General features: G+C 68.2%; 21 protein-coding genes and 1 pseudogene. 15 read left to right on the plus strand and 7 right to left on the minus strand.

Annotated elements, in window-relative coordinates:
* Positions 1 to 34: 34 nt before the first annotated feature.
* Positions 35 to 400: a hypothetical protein gene (locus L0U85_RS01535; RefSeq protein WP_241375850.1), complete on the plus strand. Its 366-nt coding sequence runs from the start codon at positions 35 to 37 to the stop codon at positions 398 to 400.
* 417 nt (positions 401 to 817) lie between these two features.
* Here L0U85_RS01535 and L0U85_RS01540 read toward each other — a convergent pair whose 3' ends face one another.
* Complete coding sequence (locus tag L0U85_RS01540) at positions 818 to 1,912, minus strand: PLP-dependent aminotransferase family protein (protein ID WP_241375851.1); 1,095 nt, start codon at positions 1,910 to 1,912, stop codon at positions 818 to 820.
* Positions 1,913 to 2,077: 165 nt separating this feature from the next.
* Here L0U85_RS01540 and L0U85_RS01545 point away from each other — a divergent pair, with 165 nt between their 5' ends.
* Both L0U85_RS01545 and L0U85_RS01550 read left to right on the plus strand, forming a co-directional pair.
* Entirely contained in the window at positions 2,078 to 2,593 is a 516-nt protein-coding gene (locus L0U85_RS01545) for a YbhB/YbcL family Raf kinase inhibitor-like protein (RefSeq protein ID WP_241375852.1), read from the plus strand.
* Positions 2,586 to 3,743 (plus strand): thiolase family protein, encoded by a 1,158-nt coding sequence (locus L0U85_RS01550; RefSeq protein WP_241375853.1) that lies wholly within the window; start codon positions 2,586 to 2,588, stop codon positions 3,741 to 3,743. The genes L0U85_RS01545 and L0U85_RS01550 overlap by 8 nt, the downstream gene beginning before the upstream one ends.
* A 122-nt stretch (positions 3,744 to 3,865) precedes the next feature.
* Here L0U85_RS01550 and L0U85_RS01555 read toward each other — a convergent pair whose 3' ends face one another.
* Complete coding sequence (locus tag L0U85_RS01555) at positions 3,866 to 4,126, minus strand: cell division protein CrgA (protein WP_241375854.1); 261 nt, start codon at positions 4,124 to 4,126, stop codon at positions 3,866 to 3,868.
* Positions 4,127 to 4,368: 242 nt separating this feature from the next.
* On the opposite strand from L0U85_RS01555, the gene L0U85_RS21020 reads away from it, so the two are divergent.
* The 4 genes from L0U85_RS21020 to L0U85_RS21025 are packed head-to-tail and all read left to right on the plus strand — an operon-like array spanning position 4,369 to position 7,683.
* Positions 4,369 to 5,376 carry a class E sortase gene (locus tag L0U85_RS21020; RefSeq protein ID WP_241375855.1) on the plus strand — a complete coding sequence of 336 codons (1,008 nt, stop codon included), beginning with the start codon at positions 4,369 to 4,371 and terminating at the stop codon, positions 5,374 to 5,376.
* Between the two features lies 1 nt (position 5,377).
* On the plus strand, positions 5,378 to 5,695 hold the full coding sequence (locus tag L0U85_RS01565; protein WP_241375856.1) for a hypothetical protein: 318 nt from the start codon (positions 5,378 to 5,380) through the stop codon (positions 5,693 to 5,695).
* On the plus strand, positions 5,688 to 6,284 hold the full coding sequence (locus L0U85_RS01570; RefSeq protein WP_241375857.1) for an aminodeoxychorismate/anthranilate synthase component II: 597 nt from the start codon (positions 5,688 to 5,690) through the stop codon (positions 6,282 to 6,284). The genes L0U85_RS01565 and L0U85_RS01570 overlap by 8 nt, the downstream gene beginning before the upstream one ends.
* A complete protein-coding gene (locus tag L0U85_RS21025; protein ID WP_241375858.1) occupies positions 6,271 to 7,683 on the plus strand; it encodes a YihY/virulence factor BrkB family protein in 1,413 nt (470 codons plus the stop codon). The genes L0U85_RS01570 and L0U85_RS21025 overlap by 14 nt, the downstream gene beginning before the upstream one ends.
* A 3-nt stretch (positions 7,684 to 7,686) precedes the next feature.
* Here L0U85_RS21025 and L0U85_RS01580 read toward each other — a convergent pair.
* Positions 7,687 to 8,335 (minus strand): annotated as a pseudogene (locus L0U85_RS01580) (response regulator transcription factor).
* Entirely contained in the window at positions 8,332 to 9,447 is a 1,116-nt protein-coding gene (locus L0U85_RS01585; RefSeq protein ID WP_241375859.1) for a sensor histidine kinase, read from the minus strand. The pseudogene L0U85_RS01580 and the gene L0U85_RS01585 overlap by 4 nt, the downstream one beginning before the upstream one ends.
* A 215-nt stretch (positions 9,448 to 9,662) precedes the next feature.
* Here L0U85_RS01585 and L0U85_RS01590 point away from each other — a divergent pair, with 215 nt between their 5' ends.
* Complete coding sequence (locus tag L0U85_RS01590) at positions 9,663 to 9,935, plus strand: hypothetical protein (RefSeq protein WP_241375860.1); 273 nt, start codon at positions 9,663 to 9,665, stop codon at positions 9,933 to 9,935.
* The gene (locus tag L0U85_RS01595; RefSeq protein WP_241375861.1) at positions 9,928 to 10,353 is read left to right on the plus strand and encodes a DUF6220 domain-containing protein; all 426 of its coding nucleotides are present in this window, start codon (positions 9,928 to 9,930) and stop codon (positions 10,351 to 10,353) included. Before L0U85_RS01590 ends, L0U85_RS01595 begins: the two co-directional genes overlap by 8 nt.
* Positions 10,354 to 10,637: 284 nt before the next feature.
* Here the strand turns inward: L0U85_RS01595 and L0U85_RS01600 are convergent, their stop codons facing one another.
* Positions 10,638 to 10,793 (minus strand): hypothetical protein, encoded by a 156-nt coding sequence (locus L0U85_RS01600; RefSeq protein ID WP_241375862.1) that lies wholly within the window; start codon positions 10,791 to 10,793, stop codon positions 10,638 to 10,640.
* Positions 10,794 to 11,240: 447 nt separating this feature from the next.
* Between L0U85_RS01600 and L0U85_RS01605 the strand changes: the two genes are divergently transcribed.
* The 4 genes from L0U85_RS01605 (at position 11,241) to L0U85_RS01620 (ending at position 14,739) form a co-directional block, all read left to right on the plus strand.
* A complete protein-coding gene (locus tag L0U85_RS01605) occupies positions 11,241 to 11,714 on the plus strand; it encodes an NUDIX domain-containing protein (RefSeq protein ID WP_277605242.1) in 474 nt (157 codons plus the stop codon).
* A 106-nt stretch (positions 11,715 to 11,820) separates the two neighbouring features.
* Positions 11,821 to 12,372, plus strand: a complete 552-nt coding sequence (locus tag L0U85_RS01610) for a hypothetical protein (RefSeq protein WP_241375864.1) — start codon at positions 11,821 to 11,823, stop codon at positions 12,370 to 12,372.
* Positions 12,373 to 12,490: 118 nt separating this feature from the next.
* Positions 12,491 to 13,543: an endonuclease/exonuclease/phosphatase family protein gene (locus L0U85_RS01615; protein WP_241375865.1), complete on the plus strand. Its 1,053-nt coding sequence runs from the start codon at positions 12,491 to 12,493 to the stop codon at positions 13,541 to 13,543.
* A gap of 524 nt (positions 13,544 to 14,067) precedes the next feature.
* A complete protein-coding gene (locus tag L0U85_RS01620) occupies positions 14,068 to 14,739 on the plus strand; it encodes a polysaccharide deacetylase family protein (RefSeq protein WP_241375866.1) in 672 nt (223 codons plus the stop codon).
* Positions 14,740 to 14,900: 161 nt separating this feature from the next.
* Here the strand turns inward: L0U85_RS01620 and L0U85_RS01625 are convergent, their stop codons facing one another.
* Positions 14,901 to 15,446: a GNAT family N-acetyltransferase gene (locus L0U85_RS01625; RefSeq protein WP_241375867.1), complete on the minus strand. Its 546-nt coding sequence runs from the start codon at positions 15,444 to 15,446 to the stop codon at positions 14,901 to 14,903.
* An 87-nt stretch (positions 15,447 to 15,533) separates the two neighbouring features.
* Entirely contained in the window at positions 15,534 to 16,511 is a 978-nt protein-coding gene (locus L0U85_RS01630; RefSeq protein WP_241375868.1) for a S66 peptidase family protein, read from the minus strand.
* A 382-nt stretch (positions 16,512 to 16,893) separates the two neighbouring features.
* Here L0U85_RS01630 and L0U85_RS01635 point away from each other — a divergent pair, with 382 nt between their 5' ends.
* Entirely contained in the window at positions 16,894 to 19,170 is a 2,277-nt protein-coding gene (locus tag L0U85_RS01635) for a glycoside hydrolase domain-containing protein (RefSeq protein WP_241375869.1), read from the plus strand.
* On the plus strand, positions 19,167 to 20,462 hold the full coding sequence (locus L0U85_RS01640) for a glycosyltransferase (RefSeq protein WP_241375870.1): 1,296 nt from the start codon (positions 19,167 to 19,169) through the stop codon (positions 20,460 to 20,462). The genes L0U85_RS01635 and L0U85_RS01640 overlap by 4 nt, the downstream gene beginning before the upstream one ends.
* Positions 20,463 to 20,744 lie beyond the last annotated feature (282 nt).

A 20,744-nucleotide genomic window follows, 5' to 3' on the forward strand; every position in this document is an offset into this window, starting at 1 on the left:
CACGATGGGCTTCAGCCGAAATTCAACGACTCCCGTGCAGGAGGTCAAGGCCAACCTGAGCAAGGGGAAGGACAACCTGAGCAAGGGGGCTGTCTACCTGAAGGACGCCGGTGTCGCAGCCGCGAAGGGAACGCGCGAGGCGGCGGGACCGAAGGTCTACGTCATGCTCACGAAGGTCGGACTCAAGAAGGCCCGGGCGCGCAGGTGGCCGTGGGTGGCCGGCGCGATCGGCGCCGGCATCGCGGTGGGCGGCGCGGCCGCGTACCTGTGGTACCGGCAGCGCACGCAGTCGATCGGCGAGTCCCTGCTGGCCGACGAGCTCCTCGACGACGCAGAGGAGGGGCCTCAAATCACCGATGAGGCGATAAACCAGGAACTGATCGAGCGGGTGAGCCGCTGAGCGGTCGCCTGCCGTTCGAGCGTGAATGGACTGCCGTTCTTTCCGGCGGGATCCGCCGGAGTTTTCGGCTGTTCGGACTTCGCTCGACCGAGTGCGGTCCGGTGCGGACATGTGAACGCCGGACCGGTGCCTCGCCCCGGGGGGGAGTGGGCGAGTTCACCGATCCGGCGCCAATGGGGGCGGGAATTCGGTCTTCCGCGCGGCTCGCGCCGCGACCACGAGACCGATTCTCGCCTTCTGTCGAAGCAATGTGAAGAGTTTGCCAGTGGCGGTTATACGCCATGTCGCATAACCGCCAACCATGGTCGACATGTCGTGTTCACGACGCTACGGCCAGTGACCGTCGTCTCGCGAAATCGCGGCCGCCTCGTCCGGATCGGACGGGAGACGGCCGCGTTCGCTCGTTCCGGGACGGCGCTAGGGGCGGGTGGCCTCGACGGCCTTGGCCAGGCGCCGGACGCCTTCGTCGATCTTCTCGGCCGCGACGGCCGAATACGCCAGGCGCAGGCAGGACTCGCCGCCGTCGATCACGAAGTCGGTGCCCTTGACGACCTGCACGCCTTCGTCGGCGGCTGCGGCGGCGACCTTGTCGCAGTCGACGCCTTCGCCGAGGTCGACCCACAGGAAGTAGCCGCCGTCGGGCACCACGAACTCGGCGTTCGGCAGATGCGCGCGCAGGGAGGCCGACAGCTGGTCGACACGCGCTTCGAGGGCGGCCTTGACGGTCGCGATCGACCGGTCCAGACTGCCGGCCTTCGCGAACTGGTAGATGGTGGCCTGCGCGAACATGTTCGGCGCGATGTAGGTGTTGGTGGCGGCCTTCGCGATCCGGCCGATCAGGTCGGCCGGGCCGACGAGGTAGCCGGTCCGCAGGCCTGGGCAGACCGTCTTGGAGAACGACGACGCGTACACGACGCGGTCCTCGACGTCCTGGGAGAGCATCGTCGGGAACTGCTCGCCGCGGAAGCGGATGTCGAGGTACGGGTCGTCCTCGAAGATCGTGAAGTCGTACTCGTGGGCGAGCGCGAGCAGGCGGGTCCGCTTCTCGCCCGAGAGCGTCACTCCGGCGGGGTTCTGGAAGTTCGGGATGATGTGCGCGAGGGTCGGTCGCACGCCGCCTTTGAGGATTCTTTCGAGCTCGTCGACGTCGAGGCCGTCGGCCTGCAGCGACACCGGGTGGAGTTCGCCTCGCCGGTTGCGCAGGCCCAGCAGCGTCCGGTCGTAGGTGGGCCGCTCGACGATGACAGGCGAGTCGGGCTTGACGAGCTCGTCGAACAGGAACGCGTCGGCCTGCATCGAGCCGTTGGTGACGAGGACGTTCTCGACTTCGACCTCGTGCTTCGCGGCGATCCATTCGCGCAGCGGCGGGTAGCCGACGGCGGTGCCGTAGCCGGTGACCCGCGCCGGGTCGGCGTCGAGGGCCGCGGCGGCGGCGGACTTGAGTCCTTCGGTGTCGACGATGTCGAGCGACGGGGCGCCCCTGGAGAATGAGATGACGTCGGTGTTCGGCATGCCAACCAGCGTATGCGCCGACCCCGGCCGTCGTCGACCGGCATGTGGGCACCGCCGCATGTCGCACGGCGGCCCGCGCCGCCGGCGGCGCCGGCCGCGATACGGTGCAGTTGTGGGCCCTTTTGGGGCTCTGAGGGTTCGCTTCGCCGAAATGAGGGAGAGACGATGACGCTCGACCGTCCGCAGGCCCCGTGGCCGTACGATTTCCTTCCGCAGGTTCCATCGTTCGAGGTGACGTCGACCGACGTCGCCGACGGCGAGATGCTCTCCGAGGCCCAGACCGGCGGACAGGACGTGTCCCCGCAGCTTTCCTGGGCGGGGTTCCCCGACCAGACCGTCGCGTTCGCCGTGACGTGCTTCGACCCGGACGCGCCGACCGGCTCGGGCTTCTGGCACTGGATGATGCTCGACCTGGACCGCTCGGTCACCGGCCTGCCCGCCGGCGCCGACCTCGACCCGCCGCCGGGGACGGTGCAGCTGCGCGGCGACGCCGGCAAGGCCGGGTTCTTCGGCGCCGCTCCGCCGTCCGGCGACTACCCGCACCGCTACATCTTCGCGGTACACGCCCTGAAACAGCGCCTGGAGGTCCCTTCGGACGCCTCCTGCGCGGTCGGGTCGTTCAACATCACCTTCAACGTCCTCGCCCGGGGCTTGATCACGCCGGTGTACCGCAATGCCTGACGCGGTGATCCTGTCCGCTGCGCGCACTCCGGTCGGCAGGCGCGGGGGCGTCCTCGCGGACGTCCACGCCGTCGACCTCGCCGCGCACGCGATCAACGCGGCGCTGGAGCGCGCCGGTCTGGAGCCGGACGCGGTGGACGACGTCGTACTCGGCTGCGTCTCCCAGGTCGGGGAGCAGTCGTGGAACGTCGCGCGCAACGCGGTGCTCGCGGCGGGCTGGCCCGACGCGATCCCCGGCTCGACGATCGACCGCCAGTGCGGCTCGGGCCAGCAGGCGATCAGCAACGCCGCGGCCGCGGTCATGGCCGGGCACGCGGACGTCGTCGTCGCCGGTGGCGTGGAGTCGATGACACGGGTGCCGATGGGCTCGAACGTCAGCTCTGGCTCGGGCGAGCCGTACGGCCCGGCGGTGCGCGCCCGCTACGGCGAGCGGGTCGACGCGACCGCGGCGATGCCGTTCAACCAGGGTGTCGCGGCCGAGCTGGTGGCCGAGCGGTACACGGTCGGCCGGGAGGCGATGGACGCATTCGCGCTGACCAGTCACGAGCGGGCCGCCGCCGCGTCCGACAAGGGCGCGTTCGCCGCCGAGATCGCGCCGCTGGCCGGTGTCGACGCCGACGAGGGGATCCGGCGCGACACGAGCATGGAACGGCTCGCGGCGCTGAGACCAGTGTTCAAGGAGGGCGGTTCGGTGACGGCCGGGTCGTCGTCGCAGATCTCTGACGGGGCGGCGGCACTGGTCATCACCACCGATGAGCACGCGAGGCGGCTGGGGGTGCGGCCGCTGGCGCGGATCGCGGCCTCTGCGGTGGTCGGATCGGACCCGGTGATGATGCTCGACGGGCCGATCCCTGTGACGGCGCGGATCCTGCGCCGGACGGGGCTCGACCTCGACGAGATCGACGTGTTCGAGGTCAACGAGGCGTTCGCGTCGATACCGCTCGCTTGGCTGGCGGAGACGGGCGCCGACGAGGAGCGGCTCAATCCGCGCGGCGGCGCGATCGCACTCGGGCACCCGCTGGGCGCATCGGGTGCGCGACTGGCGACGACGCTGCTGCACTACATGCGCGACACCGGCGCGAGGCGGGGTCTTCAAACGATGTGCGAAGGCGGCGGGATGGCCAATGCGACGATCTTCGAGCTCTTCTGAGCCCGAGAACATGAAACCGGATATTTACTGATTTATCCGTCATAAGGGACCCCTGGCAACAAGTTTATGCCGGGGGTCCGACAACGAACAGACTGCGCCGAGTGGCCGTCACCAGCTCGGGGTCATCGCCACTTGGAGAGGACCAGCAGCGCCGCGACCATCGCCGAGAATCCGACCGCGAGGTTCCAATAACCCCACGCGGCCACCGGGTAGGCCATGCCGGACAGGTAGAACAACGTGAGCCACCCGATGCCGATCACGATGAGCGCGACGGCGGTGACCGGCACCCACGTCGGGCTCGGCTCGTAGCTCTCGCCGGTCTGCGAGCTCTTCCCCGAAGGGTTTGAGTAGACCTTCTTCTTACGCACGCGTGACTTCGGCATCGACGACTCTCCAAACGAGGGACATATCCGATGTTCAGGGTACCGCTCCGCTCCGAGACTCCCAAGCCCTCCATGGCCGAGCCGTCCTCCGGCCCGAAAGCCTCGCGGCGGCGCCCTGGACTGGACCGTTCGGGCGATACTTGAGATCAGGGCGTCACCTTAGGATGTCGTGGGGCGTTATGTTTAGGAAGCCACTCCCCCAACGATCCGATCACATGACCTGACGGAGGCGAAGTTCCCAGGTGAACGAGCAGGACTGGTCGCCCTTCGGAGGGGAACCGACTTCTCCTCCGCGACCCGCGCCCGGCCCGGGCCGGGCCACCGTGCCCCAGCCCGCCGGTTCGCCGCGTCCGTCGCCGTTCCCGAAGACGGACCCTCCTCACGACCAGACCGCCGCGCTCCGCCCGCCCTCGGCCGCGAAGCAGCCGACGCCGGGCCTCATCCCCGCCCCCGACGCCACCGCGATCCTCCCCCAGATCCCCGACGGCCCCGCCCCCGCTCCCGAAGGCGCCGACTCCGCGACCCGCAAGAAGCAGTCGGTCAAGCGCCACCGCGACGCGGAGGCCGCCGGCAAGGTCCGCAAGACAGTCCGCGGCGTCGGCGAAGTCCTCATCACCTTCGGCGTCGTCGTCCTGCTGTACGCCGCCTACGAGGTCTTCGGCGTCACCGGCGAGATCAACAACGCCCAGGGCGACCTCTCCTCGGACCTCGACGTCATCTGGGACGTCGGCGGGGAAGAAGAGGAGGGCGTGGACGGCGCTCCAGTCCCCGAGCTCGGCGACGCATTCGCCCGCATGTGGGCGCCCGACATCCGCGCCGAGTCGTGGACCCTCGTCGAGGGCACCGAGCTGTCCGACATCGAGTACGCCCCCGGCCGCTACCTCGACGGCGCCTACCCCGGCGAGCAGGGCAACTTCACGCTCGCCGGCCACAACGTCCCGGCCATCTTCCAGAAGATCCGCGATCTCGACCCCGGCGACAAGGTCGTCATCGAGACCAGGGAGAACTTCTACGTCTACGAAGTCGAAGAGCACGTCATCGTCGACGAGACCCAGATCGACATCACCGCGCCCGTGCCCGGCGATCCCGGCGCCTCGCCCGGGGACGAGGACTTCTGGATGACCCTGTTCACCTGCCACCCCCTGTGGGACAACTACGAGCGCTACGTCGTCTACAGCAAACTGATCGACACCGTCGAACGCGACCCGGAGGGCGACCTGCCCGACGAAGCGTTCGATCCGGAGGCCTGACGTGTACGGATGGATCTGGAGAAAACTGCCGTTCGGCCTTCCGGGTAAGCTGGTGGGCTCCCTCGCCCTCGCGGCGGGCATGCTCGCGCTCCTGTGGTTCGTGGCATTCCCGGCGATCCGGCCGATGATGCCGTGGAGCAACGTCGACGTGGGCGGTGGGACGAACGTCGAGAACGAGGAGGGCGGCGAAGATGAGCCCGACGGAGACGAACCCACCTGCACGCAAGGAGTCGACTGCGCACATACCGGCTTCGACCCCGAGGACTACCAGACCGCGGCGCCTCCCGAGGACGCCGAGGACCAGGAAGGCGATGGGTAGCGTCCTCGTCGTCGACTTCCGCGACTCCTTCGTCCACACGATCGTCAGCTACCTGCGGGCGCTCGGCGCACGCGTCGAAGTGCGCCGCTCCGACGAGTGCTCCCTCGCCGAAGCCGAGACGCTGCACCCCTCCGGGATCCTCCTCTCGCCGGGGCCGGGCCGGCCCGAGGAGGCCAAGCTCGGCCACGACCTGCTGGAGCGCTTCGCCGAACAGGTCCCGATCCTCGGGGTGTGCCTGGGCCACCAGGTCATCGCCGAGCACTGGGGCGCGACCGTCTCCCGTGCCCCGCAGCTGCGCCACGGCGAGACCTCCGCGATCCACCACGACGGCTCTGGCCTGTTCGCCGGATGCCCGAGCCCGCTGACCGCCACCCGCTACCATTCCTTGGCCGTCGAGCCTGATACCGTCGCCCCTCCGCTAGAGGTCACCGCGTCCACGGCTGACGGCGTCGTCATGGCGCTGCGCCACCTCGACCTCGATGTCGAAGGGGTGCAGTTCCATCCTGAGTCGATCCTCACCGAGGACGGCAGCGCCCTGCTGAAGAACTGGCTGCAGCGCCTCGCAGTCTCATCGCGTGAGACCACCTAGGAATCGGCCGTCGCCTGACGACGGCACCGACCACACACCGCAAGGCGCCTTTGGGGAGCTGTACTTGACTCGGGAGGACTGGAATCCTCGGAACCGGCACCGGCCGCGGCGCCCGCTGGTCCTCGCCGGATTCCTGCTGCTCCCGGTCGGGGCCTGGGAGGTCTTCATCGGCTATGCGATCGCCCACGGCGAGACGTTCGTCTTCTCCGACGGCGGCTACTGGTACCGGGCCGACAACACCGGCTGGGGTTGGGTCAACCTCGTCATCGGCCTCGCCGCGATCACCCTCGGCCTCGGTCTCGTAGTCGCGGCCAAGCGGCTCGCGCGCCTGCGCGCGAAGGTCACCCTGGCGCTGCTGCTCGCCGTGGTCTCGGCGATGAACCAGTTCTTCCTGGCCACGCAGTATCCCCTGTGGTCGACCCTGGTGATCGCGGTGGACGTCTTCATCATCTGGACGGTCACGACGCAGACCGAGGACCTCGGCGACAACATCGGACTGGACGACGGAATCGTCCGTTTAGGCCCGACCTGTCCGCAGAGCTGGCACGGTGGAGTCATGGGCCGTCGATCCTTCAAGACCGCGGCGAAGCGGTTCTGGGCCGAGAAGCGCACCGACGCCGCAGCAGCGCTCACGTACTACGCGGTGCTGTCGATCTTCCCCGCCATCCTCGTCGGCACCTCAGTAATCGGCATGCTGAACCCGGACGCCACCGAGGAGATGCTGAACGCCGCCGACGATCTGTTCCCCGACGACGCCATGTCGATCATCGACTCCGCGGTCGCGCAACTCCAGACCAACCCGGCGACGGCCGGGCTCATGGCCCTGGTCGGCCTGGCCGCCGCCCTCTGGGCGGCATCGAAGTACGTCGCGGCGTTCTCACGAGCCCTCAACGACGTCAACGGCACCGGCGAGACCCGCAAGTGGTGGACCGTACTCATCGTCCGCGTCGTGCTCACCGTCGTCGTCGGCGCCTTGACGGCCGTGTGCGCGATCATCGCCGCCACCGGCGGGGCCGTCGCCGACGCGATCGGCGACGCAGTCGGCGCCGGAGGAACCGCGGTCACCGTCTGGAACTGGGTGAAGTGGCCGGTCATCATCGTGCTCGTCATGGTCATCGTCACGCTGCTGTACTGGCTGGCCCCCGCCAAACGCTCCACGTTCCGGTTCCGCGCGCCCGGCGCCGTCTTGGCCGTCGCCGCGTGGATCGTCGTCTCCGCGCTGTTCGGCCTGTACGTGGCGAACTTCGGCAACTTCGACAGGACGTACGGCGCCCTCGGCGGCGTCATCGTGTTCCTGGTGTGGCTTTGGATCACCAACTCGGTGCTGCTGTTCGGCTCCGAGTACAACGTCTCGGCGCTCGCCGACGAAGTGAACGCCGAGGAGTCGGCGATCGGCTGAACGTCACTCCTCGACCTTGGGCTGCACCAGACCCGACTCGTAGGCGAACACGACCAGCCCGGCCCGGTCCCGGACGCCGAGCTTCATCATCGCCCGGTGGACGTGCGTCTTCGCCGTCGCGGGACTGATGAACAGCCGCTCGGCGATCTCCGTGTTCGTCAGCCCGCGCGCCACCAGCGCGACGATCTCGGTCTCTCGGCCGGTGAGTCCCTCGACCTTCCCGGCCAGGCGGGTCGGCGGGTGCGCGACATACTCGGCGACGAGTTTTGCGGCGATCTGCGGCGACAGCAGCGTCTCCCCGCACGCACCGCAGCAGCTCCTCGGGCTCGGTGTCCTTGACGAGGTAGCCGGCGGCCCCGGCGCGAAGCGCGTCGAAGACGTACCCGTCGAAGGAGTAGTTGGTGAGCATGAGGACGCGCAGATCCGCCAGCGCGCGACGTTCGGCGATCTCGCGGACGGCGCTGATGCCGTCCCCGCCGGGCATCTCGACGTCGATGAGGGCGACGTCGGGCCGGTGGGCGAGCGCGAGTTCGACCGCGGCTGGCCCGTCGGCGGCCTCGGCCACGACGGTCATGTCGTCCTCGGCGTCGATGAGCGCGCGGAAGCCGCCGCGCATGAGCGGCTGGTCGTCTGCGAGGAGCACCTGGATCATCCGGTCACCTCTTGTTCCGTTCGGGATTCGGCCGCGGCGGGCAACCGCGCTCGGACGCTGAAGCCGTGCCGGCCCGGTCCGACGACGAGCGAGCCGCCGACTGAGTCGACGCGTTCGCGCATCCCGGTGATGCCCCGGCCGGGTTCGAACGCGGTCACGTGGCCGTTGTCGGCGACCTCGATGTCGAGCTCGCCGTCGTCTCGGGCGATGCGAACTTCGACGCGGTCGCCGTCGGAGTGGCGGACGGCGTTGGTGAGCGCCTCCTGGACGATCCGGTAGGCGGCGTGGTCGACCTCGTGGTCGATGCCTTCGCAGTCGCCGCAGTCGAGGGCGATTTCGAGGCCGAGTCCGTGGTAGCGCTCGGTGAGGCTTTTGACGCGGCCGAGGCGCAGGCCGTCGTCGTCGCGGAGCATCGTGAGCGTCTCGCGAAGTTCGCGTGTGGCGTCTTTGGCGGCGTCCTCGACGGCGAGGAGCGCTTCGGGTGGTTGTTCGCCGCGCTTGCGCGCCAAGTGGACGGCGACGCCGGCCTGGACGCGGATGACGGAGATGGAGTGGGTGAGGGAGTCGTGGAGTTCGCGGGCGATGCGGACGCGCTCGTCGGCGGCCTTGCGTTTGACCGCCTCTTCTTTGGTTCGTTCGGCCTCTTCGATGTAGGCGTCCCGCTGGCGCCTCGACTCGCCGGTGACCATCGCGACGTGGAGCCAGCCGACGACCAGGAGCGTGTTCCGGACGACGTCGCCGGTGAGGCGGTAGTCGGCTGATTGCCAGAATCCGAAGCCCGCGATCGCGGAGACGGCGAGGACCATGGTGATCGTCAGCGCGCGGTAGCCGGTGTACATGGCGGTGGCGATGGCCACCAGCGCGGGCACGGCGGGGAGCGCGCCGAGTTCCAGGTGGGCGAGCACGACCATGGAGGCGATCGACACGGTGAGCACGGTGCGCGGGTGGACGCGCCGGAACACCAGCGCGATTGGTCCGAAGGCGAGCACGATCCAGGCCCATGTCGGCAGCGGATCGCGGAAGTGGCTGAACGCGGCTGCCAGCTCGGAGAGCACCAGGAGGGCGACTCCGAGGACGACGTCCGTCCGGCGGACGGGCAAGCGCTTCGACATCGTTTCATCGTAAGCCGAGGCGTCTTCACCGGCGTCGGCCAGCGGTTTCACCGCCGGCGTACGACCAGCGTGGTATGCGGTCGGTCCGATTGCGACGTCCGGCTCGGAGTGGATTGTCGGCGTGGGGAGGACGTTTTTCGATCGGCCGACGGGAATCGTCGATGGGGACGGAGGTGGTCGCCTCCGCCGCCACCCGAACCGAGGAGCGCGAAGCGATGTCATCTTCCATTCTGGACGTCGCCCCCGTCGACCGGAAGGCCGCCGGAGGACCGACCGCGCCGGGGACTGCGGCGCTCGGCGCGCGCCTGGCCGCGACCGCCGCGATCGATCCGGGCTCGATCAAGGACGAGGACGTGGCGGCGTGGCGGACCGGATCGGTCTCCTACCACTGCACCGTCTTCCACTTCGCGGTCGGGCACCTGGTCGACCGCGTCCAGTCCGACCTGTCCACATCCGGTCTTGTCAAGAGGGGAAACGTCGATGCTTGAGTTCTTCAGGATCTGGACGGGCGTCCTGGGCGCATTGATCGCGCTCCAGTTCTTCCTGGCCGGCTACGGTGCGATAGCTACGGGCGACACGGCGGAGGCGTTCGAGCTGCACATCATGAACGGGCGGCTCATCGGAGCGGTGTCGCTGCTGGGCATCCTGTTCGCGGTGCTGGCGCGCTCGGGGTCGAAGCTCGTGGGCCTGGCCGCCGCCGTGTTCGGCCTGGTCGCACTCCAGTCGGTCATCGCGCTGGTCAGCGTAGGCGGGACGGTGCCGGGGCAGATCCTCTTCGGCCTCCACGCCGTGAACGCCGTGTTCATCATGTCGGTCGCCGGTCGAGCGGACAAGACCGCCAAACGACTCCTGGAAGACCGCCGGATCTCTGCGGGCGACGCCTCCCCGGAGGCCGCTACGGCTTGACCGGGAACCGAGGAAACCCGGCTCGGGGACGGGGACGCCGCCCGTGTCTCGAGCCGGACATCCGGCCCGCATGCGGTGCCGATCCCTGTGAGCCGAACACTTCCTCCCCGTCAGATCGAGGGCCGTCGGCTCGGCAGGATCATGTCTCGCATACATCGCAGAGTCACAATCGGTTGTCACCGTTGTTACTACTGTAACCAGTTATTCGACTCGGAATCCCCTGCAACCCAATGTGAGTTAAATTCGCCTAGGGAGTAAAGTATTGCCCCATATCTTCGGTAGAATCAGACTTGGGCGGCGGCCCTCTTGATGTCGGCGGCGTTCGATCCCTGGTTCGCCCAGGTTCGGTGGGAGTGCTCGCACACCCACAGATCAGGCTCGCCGACGACGAGTCCGGTCACGTAACCGAGCAGCGCTGGTTCGAACTCGGTGAACGCCAACCACATCCGCGGTGCGTCGGCCGTCGTGCCGAATCGGATCTCTCGACCGCCGACGGTTTCTGTGCCGAGAACCGTTGAGCCGGGCCGGGTCGATCGGGTCCGCCAGCCGCACCGGGATGGGGGGTGGCGTTGAGCTCGCGCTGATACCGACTTCGGATCCGGTGGGGATTGAAGCGCGACAGGCGATGACCACCGGGCGGCGAATTGCATTCTGCCTTATTGAATTGGTTGAATGCGAGGCGCATGCCTCGTAACGCGATTTGTTGTAGACGTAAGCGCCTGTGCTGCTTGCGTATTCGAATGCTTGCTCATGGCATAATGAACGATGGTCATTGGAATGTCAACTCCCGCGTCCAGATGTTCTCAATGAGTCCGGTTGAGACTCGAAATTGACTTGTCAAAGCCAGGCCATACTGAAAGACTTTCGCAATGTCATCCTCTCCTGAAATGCTATTGTTCCGGCAGCGTGCGACATCTTATGTGCTGCGGCGATCGTCAGATGGCAGTGAAGTCGAGGTGCTCGTGTTCCTGCACATCGACGCGCCCGAGGCCGGAGTCCAAGTGCCCGGCGGCGGAGCACTGCCGCACGAGACGGTCGGTCAGGCCGCCATACGCGAAGCCTTCGAGGAGACCGGTGCCGCCGGTCTCGCCCTCGGCGAAGTCATCGGCAACAAGCTCATGCCCATCCAAGAGTCCCCAGTGCCGTACCAGGTGTCGACCTACTGCTGGCTCACGACCACCGAGACTCGCGACTCCTGGGACCACTTCGTCAACAGCCACGACGGCGACCACGGGATGCGCTTCCGCTGCGAATTCCGACCCTCGACCTCGGCCGGTCTCGATTGGGGCTTCGACATCTTTCTCGACCGCGCCGTCAAGCGCTTCAAGACATCCCACGGAAGGGTGACGTGTGCGGGCTGAGCGATTCGAATCGACGGCTGACCTCGCAGCGTTGCGGGAGCGGCTGCGGCACGTTCACTGGATAGGCGGCGGACCCGGCGCGGGCAAATCGACCATGGCCCGCCTAATGTCCTCTCGCCATGGCCTGCACTACTACTCGACCGACGAGGTCATGCCGGACCATGCCCGTCGTACGAACCCCGAGGACGCCCCGTTCCTGCACCGGTTCATCGCCATGAGCATGGACGAGCGATGGCTCCACCGTTCACCGGAGACCATGATGGATACGTTCCACTGGTTTCGCGGCGAGGGCTTCGAGCTGATCATCGAAGACCTCTTGCGACTCGCGGCCGCGCCCGGCGTCATCGTCGAGGGCTTCCGGCTGCTGCCGCACCTGGTGAAGCCACTCCTGGCCATGCAGAACCAGGCAGTCTGGCTCCTCCCCACCGCCGACTTCCGTCGAGCCGCGATCCGCGGCCGGGGATCACCTGGGGTCGGGTTCCTCCACAAGACCAGCGCCCCGGAACTGGCCGAGGAGAACCTGGCCGAACGCGACCGAATGTTCACGGAACACCTCTATGAGGAGACGGAACGGCTCGCACTGCGCCGCATCCGGGTCGACCCCACCATGACCGAAGAGGAAGTGGCTCGACAGGTGGCCGAAGCCCTCGAACTCTGATCTGACGCCTGCCAGGTGAACTGCTGGACGGTCACCTTTGGGCCGGTCGCAGCGGAATCGTCCGCCGCCGACGGCAGCTCGCGAAGGCCGCCTGGCGAACGACGGCTAAGCTCGCCGGATGACCGACGCACAGTCGAACGATGCGATCTTGCAACTCGACCACGTCGATGAACCGCAGCGGAAGGCGGCCGGGACCCGCTGGTATCGAACTCGCGTGTTCCGGTCACTGTCTTGGACGGCGACCGCCGGGGTCGTCGCTTACTCGCTGATCCGGCTGTTGGGCCTGGAGACCGGGTGGATCCTGGTCACGACCATCGCGTTCGTGCCGTACCTGGCGGCAGCCGCACTGGTCGGCGCCGGGATGCAGGCCGCATTCCGGCACTGGCGGGCCGCGATCGTCACTGCCGCTGCGGCACTCGCGATGGTCGCCGCGATCGTCCCCCGCGTCCTGCCTGAGAACCAGCCGGTGGCCGAGGGCGCCGAGCTGACCGTCATGTCGGTGAACATGTATGTGGGCGTGGCGAACGTGAAGTACATCATCGAGCTGGTCGACCGCTACGAGCCCGACATCCTCAGCGTCCAGGAGCTCACCCCGTCCGGCTTCGACGAGTTGGCCTCGCGCGGCTTGGAGGAGCGTCTGCCTCATGTGATCGCCGAGCCCGCCTGGAACGCGGTCGGCACCGGCATCTACTCGCGCCATCCGATGGAGCGGCTCGAAGAGTTGGAGCCCGACGGGATCTTCTACCAGCCCGCAGCGGAGGTGACTTTGCCGGACGAGTCCAAGATCCGGTTCATGGCCGTCCACGTCGCCGCACCGGGCAGCCCCGAGCGGATTCCCGATTGGGAGGCCGACTTCGAGGACTTTCCCGCAACCGGCTCGGACGTCCCCTGGGTGCTGGCCGGCGACTTCAACTCCACGCTCGACCACCGGCTGCTGCGCCAGGTCGTCGACTCGGGTTACAGCGACGCCGCCGACGCCACCGGCGAGGGGCTCGTTCCGACGTGGCGGCCGTTCGAGGGCGGCTTCCTCGGCAACCGGCTGCACCCGCCTGCGGTGACGCTCGACCACGTCCTGGTCGACGAGCGGGCCGCGGTGCGTGACTTCGAGGTGCTCGACAGGGACGGCAGCGACCACGCCCCCGTGGTCGCCACCATTCGACTACCGTCCTAGTGTCGGCCACTGCGAAACGTGGCCGGCCTTTGTCGACCTAGACCGATGCCGAGCGTGCGACCTGGGGGAGTCGGGTGCGTCGGCCGAAGACCGCCCTCGCGCAGCGGGCTCGCATCATCTTGGCCTGCGCCGCATCGACAGAGCAGTCCCGCACGAGCGATTTCCACATCGTCTGCGACGACTGCGCAACCCACCGTGCGGCGGTGACCGACCCGCCACCCCCGCTTCCACATCCGCTTCACCCCGAACGGCGCCTCCTGGATCAACCAGGTCTCGCCGTCGACCTCCGCCTGCCCTGGGAGAACCCAGCGAAGCCCGGCCTGGCAACTCCCGCACGAGTCCGCCGCGACTTCCCGAACCTCCACCAGGCCCCTGCCTTGCCTGACCAGCGCACCGAACCCGTTAGGCCCGGTCCCGGACGCTTTCGCGGGCAACGCGACAGAGAGTGAAGTGTCGGGATACACCCGTTTCATATGACTGCACCCCCATTACGCCCCAAGGAAACATATGCCATCATATGCCCCGTGAAAATTTCTCACTTTCTAATCGCCGCCACGGCGGCCGCAATCACCTCCCTCTCTCTCACCGCTCCGGCGGCCGCCCAGACCGCCGAGTCGGCGGACGACTGGGGCGACACCATCTTCCTCACCTTCGACGACGGCCCCGGCGGCTCGAACACCGACCGGATCCTGGAGGTCCTGGACGACAACGACGCCCAGGCCACCTTCTTCGCCATTGGCGAGAACATGCAGAACGACCCCTTGCGCACCCGGCAGGTCCTGGCCAACGGCCACGCGATGGGGAACCACACCTGGAGCCACCCCGACCTGACCGAACTGACCCGCTTGGAGGTCGACCAGGAGATCTACTCGGCCGCCGCGCTGCTGACCGCTTTCGGCGCCGAGGCCCCGTGCTTCCGTCCGCCGTATGGGGCGACGAACGCCGAGGTCGACGAGGCGATCGCCGACGCGGGGCTGAAGAAGCAGATGTGGAACGTCGACACCAGAGACTGGTCGCGGCCCGGCGTGGACGCGATCGTGGATGAGCTGCTCGGGGCCACGCCGGGCGACGTGGTCCTCATGCACGACGGCGGCGGAAACCGCTCGCAGACGGTCGAGGCCCTGGAGATCGCGCTGCCGAAGCTGGCCGAGAAGGGCTACGACTTCGGCATCACGCCCAAGTGCACCCCCGCATAGCGAAACACTGACGGACTGGTCCTGTTCAGGGCCCTTCCAAGAACCCGGGCGAGGTTGGATCCGGTTCACTTGTTCGCTCGCAAAGCGGAAGGTCTCCCAGATGTTGCATCTGGGAGACCGACAACGCAGAGGGCGGGCAGATGGGCCGGATCCAATCGGGATCAGGCGAGTTCGTCGACGACGCGCTCCTTCGGGAGGGTGAGGCGCACGATCGGGTAGTCGCTGCCGTTCATCTCATGGGTGCTGCGCTCGCCGTCCCGGACGAAGCCGTACTGCTCGTAGAAGCGCAGGCCGACCTCGTTGCTGTCCAGAACCCACACGCGGATCGGGGAGAGTGCGAACTCATTGAGCGCCTTGTGGGCCTCGCGCATGAGCGCGCGGCCGACTCCCTTGCCCCAGCGGTCGGGGTGGACGTAGAGCATCCAGACCTCGCCGGGCGAGCCCGGCGAGGTCTCGTCTTTCGTCGATTCCCTGGTGTCCCGGCCGACTGTGACGGAACCGATCACGTCGGGACCGCGCTCGGCCACCAACGTGAGCCAGAACGGAGGCGGGGAACTCAGGTTCATCACGAACGCTTCGGAGGGTTCGTCGCTGAGCCCGGCGAGCACGTTGTCGTCGATGAGGCCGCTGTAGGCGGCGCGCCAGGACGCGTTCTTGACATGCACGATCTCGTCTGCGTCTGCGGGCCCGGCTGTTCGGATCTTCATGTCTACCAACCGTGCCTGAAGGTCAATAAGAAAGCAACCACTAATTCGGATAGAATTTCGCCTGCACTCCGGTTGTGCATGAAGCGTCTAGGAGACAGGGGATTCCAAGAGTTTCAGGATCTGCGAGTCGGCGTCGACCTCGGCGTTCAATCCGATCGGCATCGGCAGATTCGGTCCAGTGTGGCCGAATTCGACGCCGCCGAGAATCGGGAGGTCGTGGTCGGCGAGAACGTCGAGGACGACCTCGCTGACCGTCGCCGGCCCGTACTTCTCGGGCGGGCCGTGCAAGTCGGTGGGGATGCCGACGACCATCGCGCCGACGCGGTCGAAGACGCCCTGCAATCGGAGGCTGTGCAGGTCGTTCCAGATGTGGCCGATATTGCGACCCACGTCCTCCCAGAAGAGGATCGCACCGTCGAACGCCTCGGGAGGCAGGGCGTACGGAGTCGCCTGGAGGCGGACGAGCCTGTCGAGCAGGCCGCCGACGAGGCGGCCGGTGGCCCGGCCGGGCTTCCATGTCTCCCACTGTTCGTCGGCGGGCAGGTCGATCTCGGTGATCTCGCCGGTGAGCAGGCCGCGGAGGATCTCCCGGACTCGGCCGCGGCGCTCGGGAGTCGACGCCTCCTCCCAGAAGTTCCCGAGACCGGGCGCGAAGTCGGCGTGCATTCCGATGAGTCCGGTCTGGGAGTGGAGGGCGAGGTGCAGGGCGGTGATGTCGGAGAAGCCGAGCAGCGGCTTGGGGTCGGCTCTGACGGCGTCGTAGTCAAGGCGGTCGATGTAGCCGGTGGTGGCGTTGCCGCCGGCGAAAGGGACGATGGCGCGGACATCGGGGTCGGCCAGCAGCTCGTTGATCTCGGCAGACTGCTCGGCCGGGGGCGCGGAGCGCCAGAAGCGCCTGGAGGCGGACTCGACGAGCTTCGAGACGCGGACGTCGAATCCCATGTCCTCGATGGCGGCGATCCCCGAGTCCAGCTCGTCGCGGCGGCCGGGGAGGAACGGTCCGGAGGGAGCGGCGATGACGACGGTGTCGCCCGGGTGGAGTCGCCTGGGCCGAAGCGGTTGCATTGCGTCTACCTCCAGAGCGTGTGCCGGAACCGAGACCAGCCTACGGCCGGACCGGTTCCGGCACAAGACGCGAGGCGAACGCCGGCCGCTTTGAGCGCGGGAGCGACTTGCTCTAGTTGAAGGGCAGTTGAGGGATCGGGATCCAGAACGGATCTCCCGAGAGCGTGCGGTCGTCGATGGACATGCGATGACCGTGGGCGCGGCGAAGGCGAGCCCCGCCGCGGTGACCAGCGCGTCGGGGCGGCGTGGCGGGGTGCGGGTGTCTTCTCGCCGAGGGGAGACCCGTGCTCATGGAGCACGTGGACCGCGAGCGTGGCAAGAGCTCGAACGGCTCGCGTCGTTCGGCTTGCACATTCACCCATCCGTAACGAGGATGTGACGGATGAACCTTAATATCGGTCACATCCTGGAGTCAGTAGATCCCTTCATCGGGACCGCAGCGACCGAACTGCCGGCGGCGAGAGGCCTCGCGGCCTCATGGTGGTGGCCGAAAGCGCAGGTGGGCAACACCCACCCCGGCGCCTGCCATCCACTCGGCATGGTCTCGGCCTGCGCCTGCTCCGGGGCCTACCCCACCGGATACGGCCGCTACGGCATCAGCACCGAGGGCGCCCCCGAGCCGATCTACGACGACTACCTCGCCTCCGGGTTCACCCACTTCCAGCAGTCCGGCACCGGCGCGATCCGCAAGTACTACAACTACTTCCGCGTCACCCCTATGGTCGAGCCGCTCGACGCGCTAGGCACCCGGTGGCGGCTCCACGACGAGGTCGCCGAACCCGGCTACTACGCCGCCACCCTCGACACAGGCATCCGCTGCGAGCTCACCGTCGGCGCCAAGACCGCCGTCCACCGCTATACCTTTCCGGCCTCGGCTTCGGCCCGTGTCGTCCTCGATTTCTCTTACGGCGGCCTTGCCATCGAGCACGGCGGCACGGTGCCGCTCCGCGCCGAGATGCAGAGCCTCGGCCACGGCCGCGCCCAGGGCACGGTCGTCATGGAGGGCGTCCCGATCTCTGTCTACATCAAGTCCGACACGCCCGGCTGGCGCCAACTGTGCTGGTACGACCGACGCCGCGTCGACGGCGGCACCCGCCTCGACTTCGACTACATCCGACGCACCACCCTGCGGCCCTTCGGCCTGATGTTCATGGGCCCCACCGAACCCGGCCAGGCCATCGAGTTGCGCATGGGCTTCTCCCTGCGCGGATGCGAGCAGGCCAGGAGGAACCTCGAAGAGGGGACGCCCGAGCCGGCCACGTTCGACGCCCGCCGCGAGCGTACGGCCGAAGCGTGGAACGAGTACTTCGACCAGATCAGAGTGGACGGCGGCACCCCCGAGCGGCGCACCGTGTTCGCCACGAGCGTCTACCACTCGCTCATCAAGCCGTGCTTCGCCGAGGACGAGAGCCCCTTCTGGCCCTCCGACGGCCCGTTCGTCTTCGACATCTCGACGATGTGGGACATGTACAAGACCCAGTTTCCGCTGCTCACGGCACTGTCGCCGACGATGGGCGCCGAGATGCTCGAATCGCTCGTCCGCATCTGCGAGGAGGAGGGCAACCTCCCCATCGGCTACCGCATGGCCCGCGGCTCCGACCGGTTCTTCCGCCAGGCAAGCGCCCTCGCCCACACCGCCCTCGCCGACGGCTACCGGCTGGGCCTGCCCGGTGTGGACTGGGACTGGGCGCTCGTGCACATGGTCGACGACCTTCGCCGCGGCTTCGGCGAGGACTTCTACGAGCGCGGCATCGTCCATCCCATCAGCCACACTCTCGACCTCGCCTGCGGCTACCACTGCGCGGCGCAGGTCGCGCGCGGCCTCGGCGACGAGAAGCTCGCCGGGTTTCTGGAGGAGAAGGCTCGCAACTGGATCAACGCGTTCGACCCTTCCAACGGCCTGCTCAAGGACTCCTCGTTCTATGAGGGCGGCCGCTGGAACTACTCGTTCCGGCTACTGCACGACATGGCCGCGCGCATCGGCCTCGCCGGAGGCGACACCGAGTTCACGGCCATGCTCGACCGCTTCTTCGGTTTCGGCGCCCCGCCGGTCACGCAGCTCGGGACGCCGCCGTTCGGCACGGAGCTGTCGATCGGCGGCGACCTCAACCGATTCGAAGGGCTCAACAACGAGCCGGACATGGAAGCGCCCTGGGCCTACCACTACGCGGGCCGTCCTGACAGGACTGCCGAAGTCGTGCATGCGGCCTTGGCCTACCAGTTCGGAACAGGTCGCGGGGGCTTGCCGGGCAACGACGACTCGGGCGGGCTCAGCTCCTGGTACGTGTGGGCCTCGCTGGGGCTGTTCCCCGTCGCCGGGCAGAACCTGTTCCTGGTCAACGCCCCGGCGTTCGCGGGCGCGGCGCTGCGGTTCGGCGGGAACGAGTTCGAGATCGCCACGACCGGGCACGTCGAGTCCGGGATCGGCGACGACGCCGAGGGCTCCTCGCCGCGCTACGTGCAGAGCGCCCGCTTCAACGGCCGTCCACTGGAGCACGGCTACATCACCGGGAACCAGCTGCACGGCGGTGGAACGCTGGAGATCGAGCTGGGTCCCGAACCTTCCGACTGGGCGACGAAGACGCGCCCTCCGTCCGTCTCCGACCGACCCGACGACGCTCGGGGCGGTGGGACCCGCTTCCAGGAGTTCCTGCTATGAAGCTGATCCAGCCGGCGAGCCGACGGCTCGTCATCGTCGTCCGCGCCGACCCGGTCGTCTGCGGCCACGCCACCGAGGCCCGCAACCTCGCCGAAGTCGCCCTCGCCAGGGGCTTCGACGACGTGCGGATCGTGTCGTGGCCGATCCCCGCGCTCCAGGCCGCGGGCCTGCCGCTCAAACCGCTCGACGCGCTCGTGCCGTACTCGGAGGGCATCACCGTCGAACGGCCCGAACCGGTCGGCGACTACCGAGTCCCGGACGGGCGGTTCCTGCTCGGGCTGTCGGGGCGGCTGTTCGAGCTGTTCACCGACGGGGTGCCGACGGTGTGCATGTCGATGTACCTGACGCCGCATGCGAACGTCGTCGCCGAGGCGATGCGGTCGGTCCGCGACGCCGGGCTCGGCTCGCAGGTGACGACGATCGCCGAGGCGGTCGGCTCGGACATCACCAACGTGGTGCGCGGCTGCATCGCCGACGGCCGGGTCGGCGCGGCCGCGTCGCTGTTCACCACGTACCTGGCGAGCGACCGGTGCGTGGCGGTCTCGGAGTACACGAAGGACCTCATCGCCTCCTCGGCGCGCGAGGTGGACCTGGCGTGCGGGACGCGCTTCGCCGACGAGGTCGAGCGGCGCGTCGCGGTCAGCTACCCGGCCGTGGACTCCTCGATCTACCTCGACCTCACCGATGAGCAGGTCGACGCGGCGCTGCGGCGCCGCGGCCTGGAGCGCGACGGGTACATCCTGTTCTTGTCGCGCGTGGCGGCCGCGAAGGGCGCCGACGACCTCGTCGCCGGGTGGCGCGCCTCGGCCGCCGCGGCGACGCACAAGCTGGTGATCGCCGGAACCGGCCCGGCTTTGGCCGACGTGCGGGCCGAGGCCGCCGGCGATGAGCGGATCGTGTTCCTCACCGACGTCGGCGACGAGGAGAAGCCGCTGCTGATGAACGGCTGCGCCGCGTACGCGCTGCCGTCCAAGCCGCGGCCGGAGTTCGTCGAGACGTTCGGGATCGCGCTGGTCGAGAAGATGCTCGCCGGCGGCGGCCCGGTCATCACCACCCGCACCGGCGGCATCCCCGAGGCGGTGGGCGACACGGCGATCGAGGTGGCGCCGTCCGACCGACCCGGACTGGCCGCGGCGATCGACGCGGCCCTGGCGATGAGCCCGGACGAGCGCGAACAGGCCGCGGACCGGGCCAGGCGCCACGCGATGAGGTTCGACCGCATCAGCGTCTTCGACGGCCTCTTCGCCGACCTTCCCACGACCGACGCCGTCCCCTCGATTTCACAGTTCTAGCTTCTCTGACCTGCGGCTGAGCAAGTTCCCAAAATTCTTTCGAAATCGCGGCAACCTTCGAGCGCTCGGCGGCAACTACATGTCGGTGCGGCAACCCGGCTCCGTCGCACCTACAAACAACCAGGCCCAAATATGGAGAGGCATGCATGTCTTCACCTCGCGTCGCGCGTGCCGCGCAATCTCGGCCCCGGCCGGGAGTACACGCGCATCGGGGGACCGTCGGGTCACGGCCCGCGGTCGGACTCCCGGCCGAAAGGCTGGACGCGAGGGGCCGCTGACGGT

Source organism: Glycomyces sp. L485 (genome assembly GCF_022548875.1).
Taxonomy (GTDB): Bacteria; Actinomycetota; Actinomycetes; order Mycobacteriales; family Micromonosporaceae; genus Glycomyces.

What these genes read in the sequence shown, in the direction of transcription:
- L0U85_RS01540 (WP_241375851.1), bottom strand. Translation starts at nt 1,912, where the DNA reads ATGCCGAACACCGACGTCATCTCATTCTCCAGGGGCGCCCCGTCGCTC.
- L0U85_RS01545 (WP_241375852.1), top strand. Translation starts at nt 2,078, where the DNA reads ATGACGCTCGACCGTCCGCAGGCCCCGTGGCCGTACGATTTCCTTCCG.
- L0U85_RS01550 (WP_241375853.1), top strand. Translation starts at nt 2,586, where the DNA reads ATGCCTGACGCGGTGATCCTGTCCGCTGCGCGCACTCCGGTCGGCAGG.
- L0U85_RS01555 (WP_241375854.1), bottom strand. Translation starts at nt 4,126, where the DNA reads ATGCCGAAGTCACGCGTGCGTAAGAAGAAGGTCTACTCAAACCCTTCG.
- L0U85_RS01570 (WP_241375857.1), top strand. Translation starts at nt 5,688, where the DNA reads ATGGGTAGCGTCCTCGTCGTCGACTTCCGCGACTCCTTCGTCCACACG.
- L0U85_RS01585 (WP_241375859.1), bottom strand. Translation starts at nt 9,447, where the DNA reads ATGTCGAAGCGCTTGCCCGTCCGCCGGACGGACGTCGTCCTCGGAGTC.
- L0U85_RS01590 (WP_241375860.1), top strand. Translation starts at nt 9,663, where the DNA reads ATGTCATCTTCCATTCTGGACGTCGCCCCCGTCGACCGGAAGGCCGCC.
- L0U85_RS01595 (WP_241375861.1), top strand. Translation starts at nt 9,928, where the DNA reads ATGCTTGAGTTCTTCAGGATCTGGACGGGCGTCCTGGGCGCATTGATC.
- L0U85_RS01605 (WP_277605242.1), top strand. Translation starts at nt 11,241, where the DNA reads ATGCTATTGTTCCGGCAGCGTGCGACATCTTATGTGCTGCGGCGATCG.
- L0U85_RS01610 (WP_241375864.1), top strand. Translation starts at nt 11,821, where the DNA reads ATGTCCTCTCGCCATGGCCTGCACTACTACTCGACCGACGAGGTCATG.
- L0U85_RS01615 (WP_241375865.1), top strand. Translation starts at nt 12,491, where the DNA reads ATGACCGACGCACAGTCGAACGATGCGATCTTGCAACTCGACCACGTC.
- L0U85_RS01625 (WP_241375867.1), bottom strand. Translation starts at nt 15,446, where the DNA reads ATGAAGATCCGAACAGCCGGGCCCGCAGACGCAGACGAGATCGTGCAT.
- L0U85_RS01630 (WP_241375868.1), bottom strand. Translation starts at nt 16,511, where the DNA reads ATGCAACCGCTTCGGCCCAGGCGACTCCACCCGGGCGACACCGTCGTC.
- L0U85_RS01635 (WP_241375869.1), top strand. Translation starts at nt 16,894, where the DNA reads ATGAACCTTAATATCGGTCACATCCTGGAGTCAGTAGATCCCTTCATC.
- L0U85_RS01640 (WP_241375870.1), top strand. Translation starts at nt 19,167, where the DNA reads ATGAAGCTGATCCAGCCGGCGAGCCGACGGCTCGTCATCGTCGTCCGC.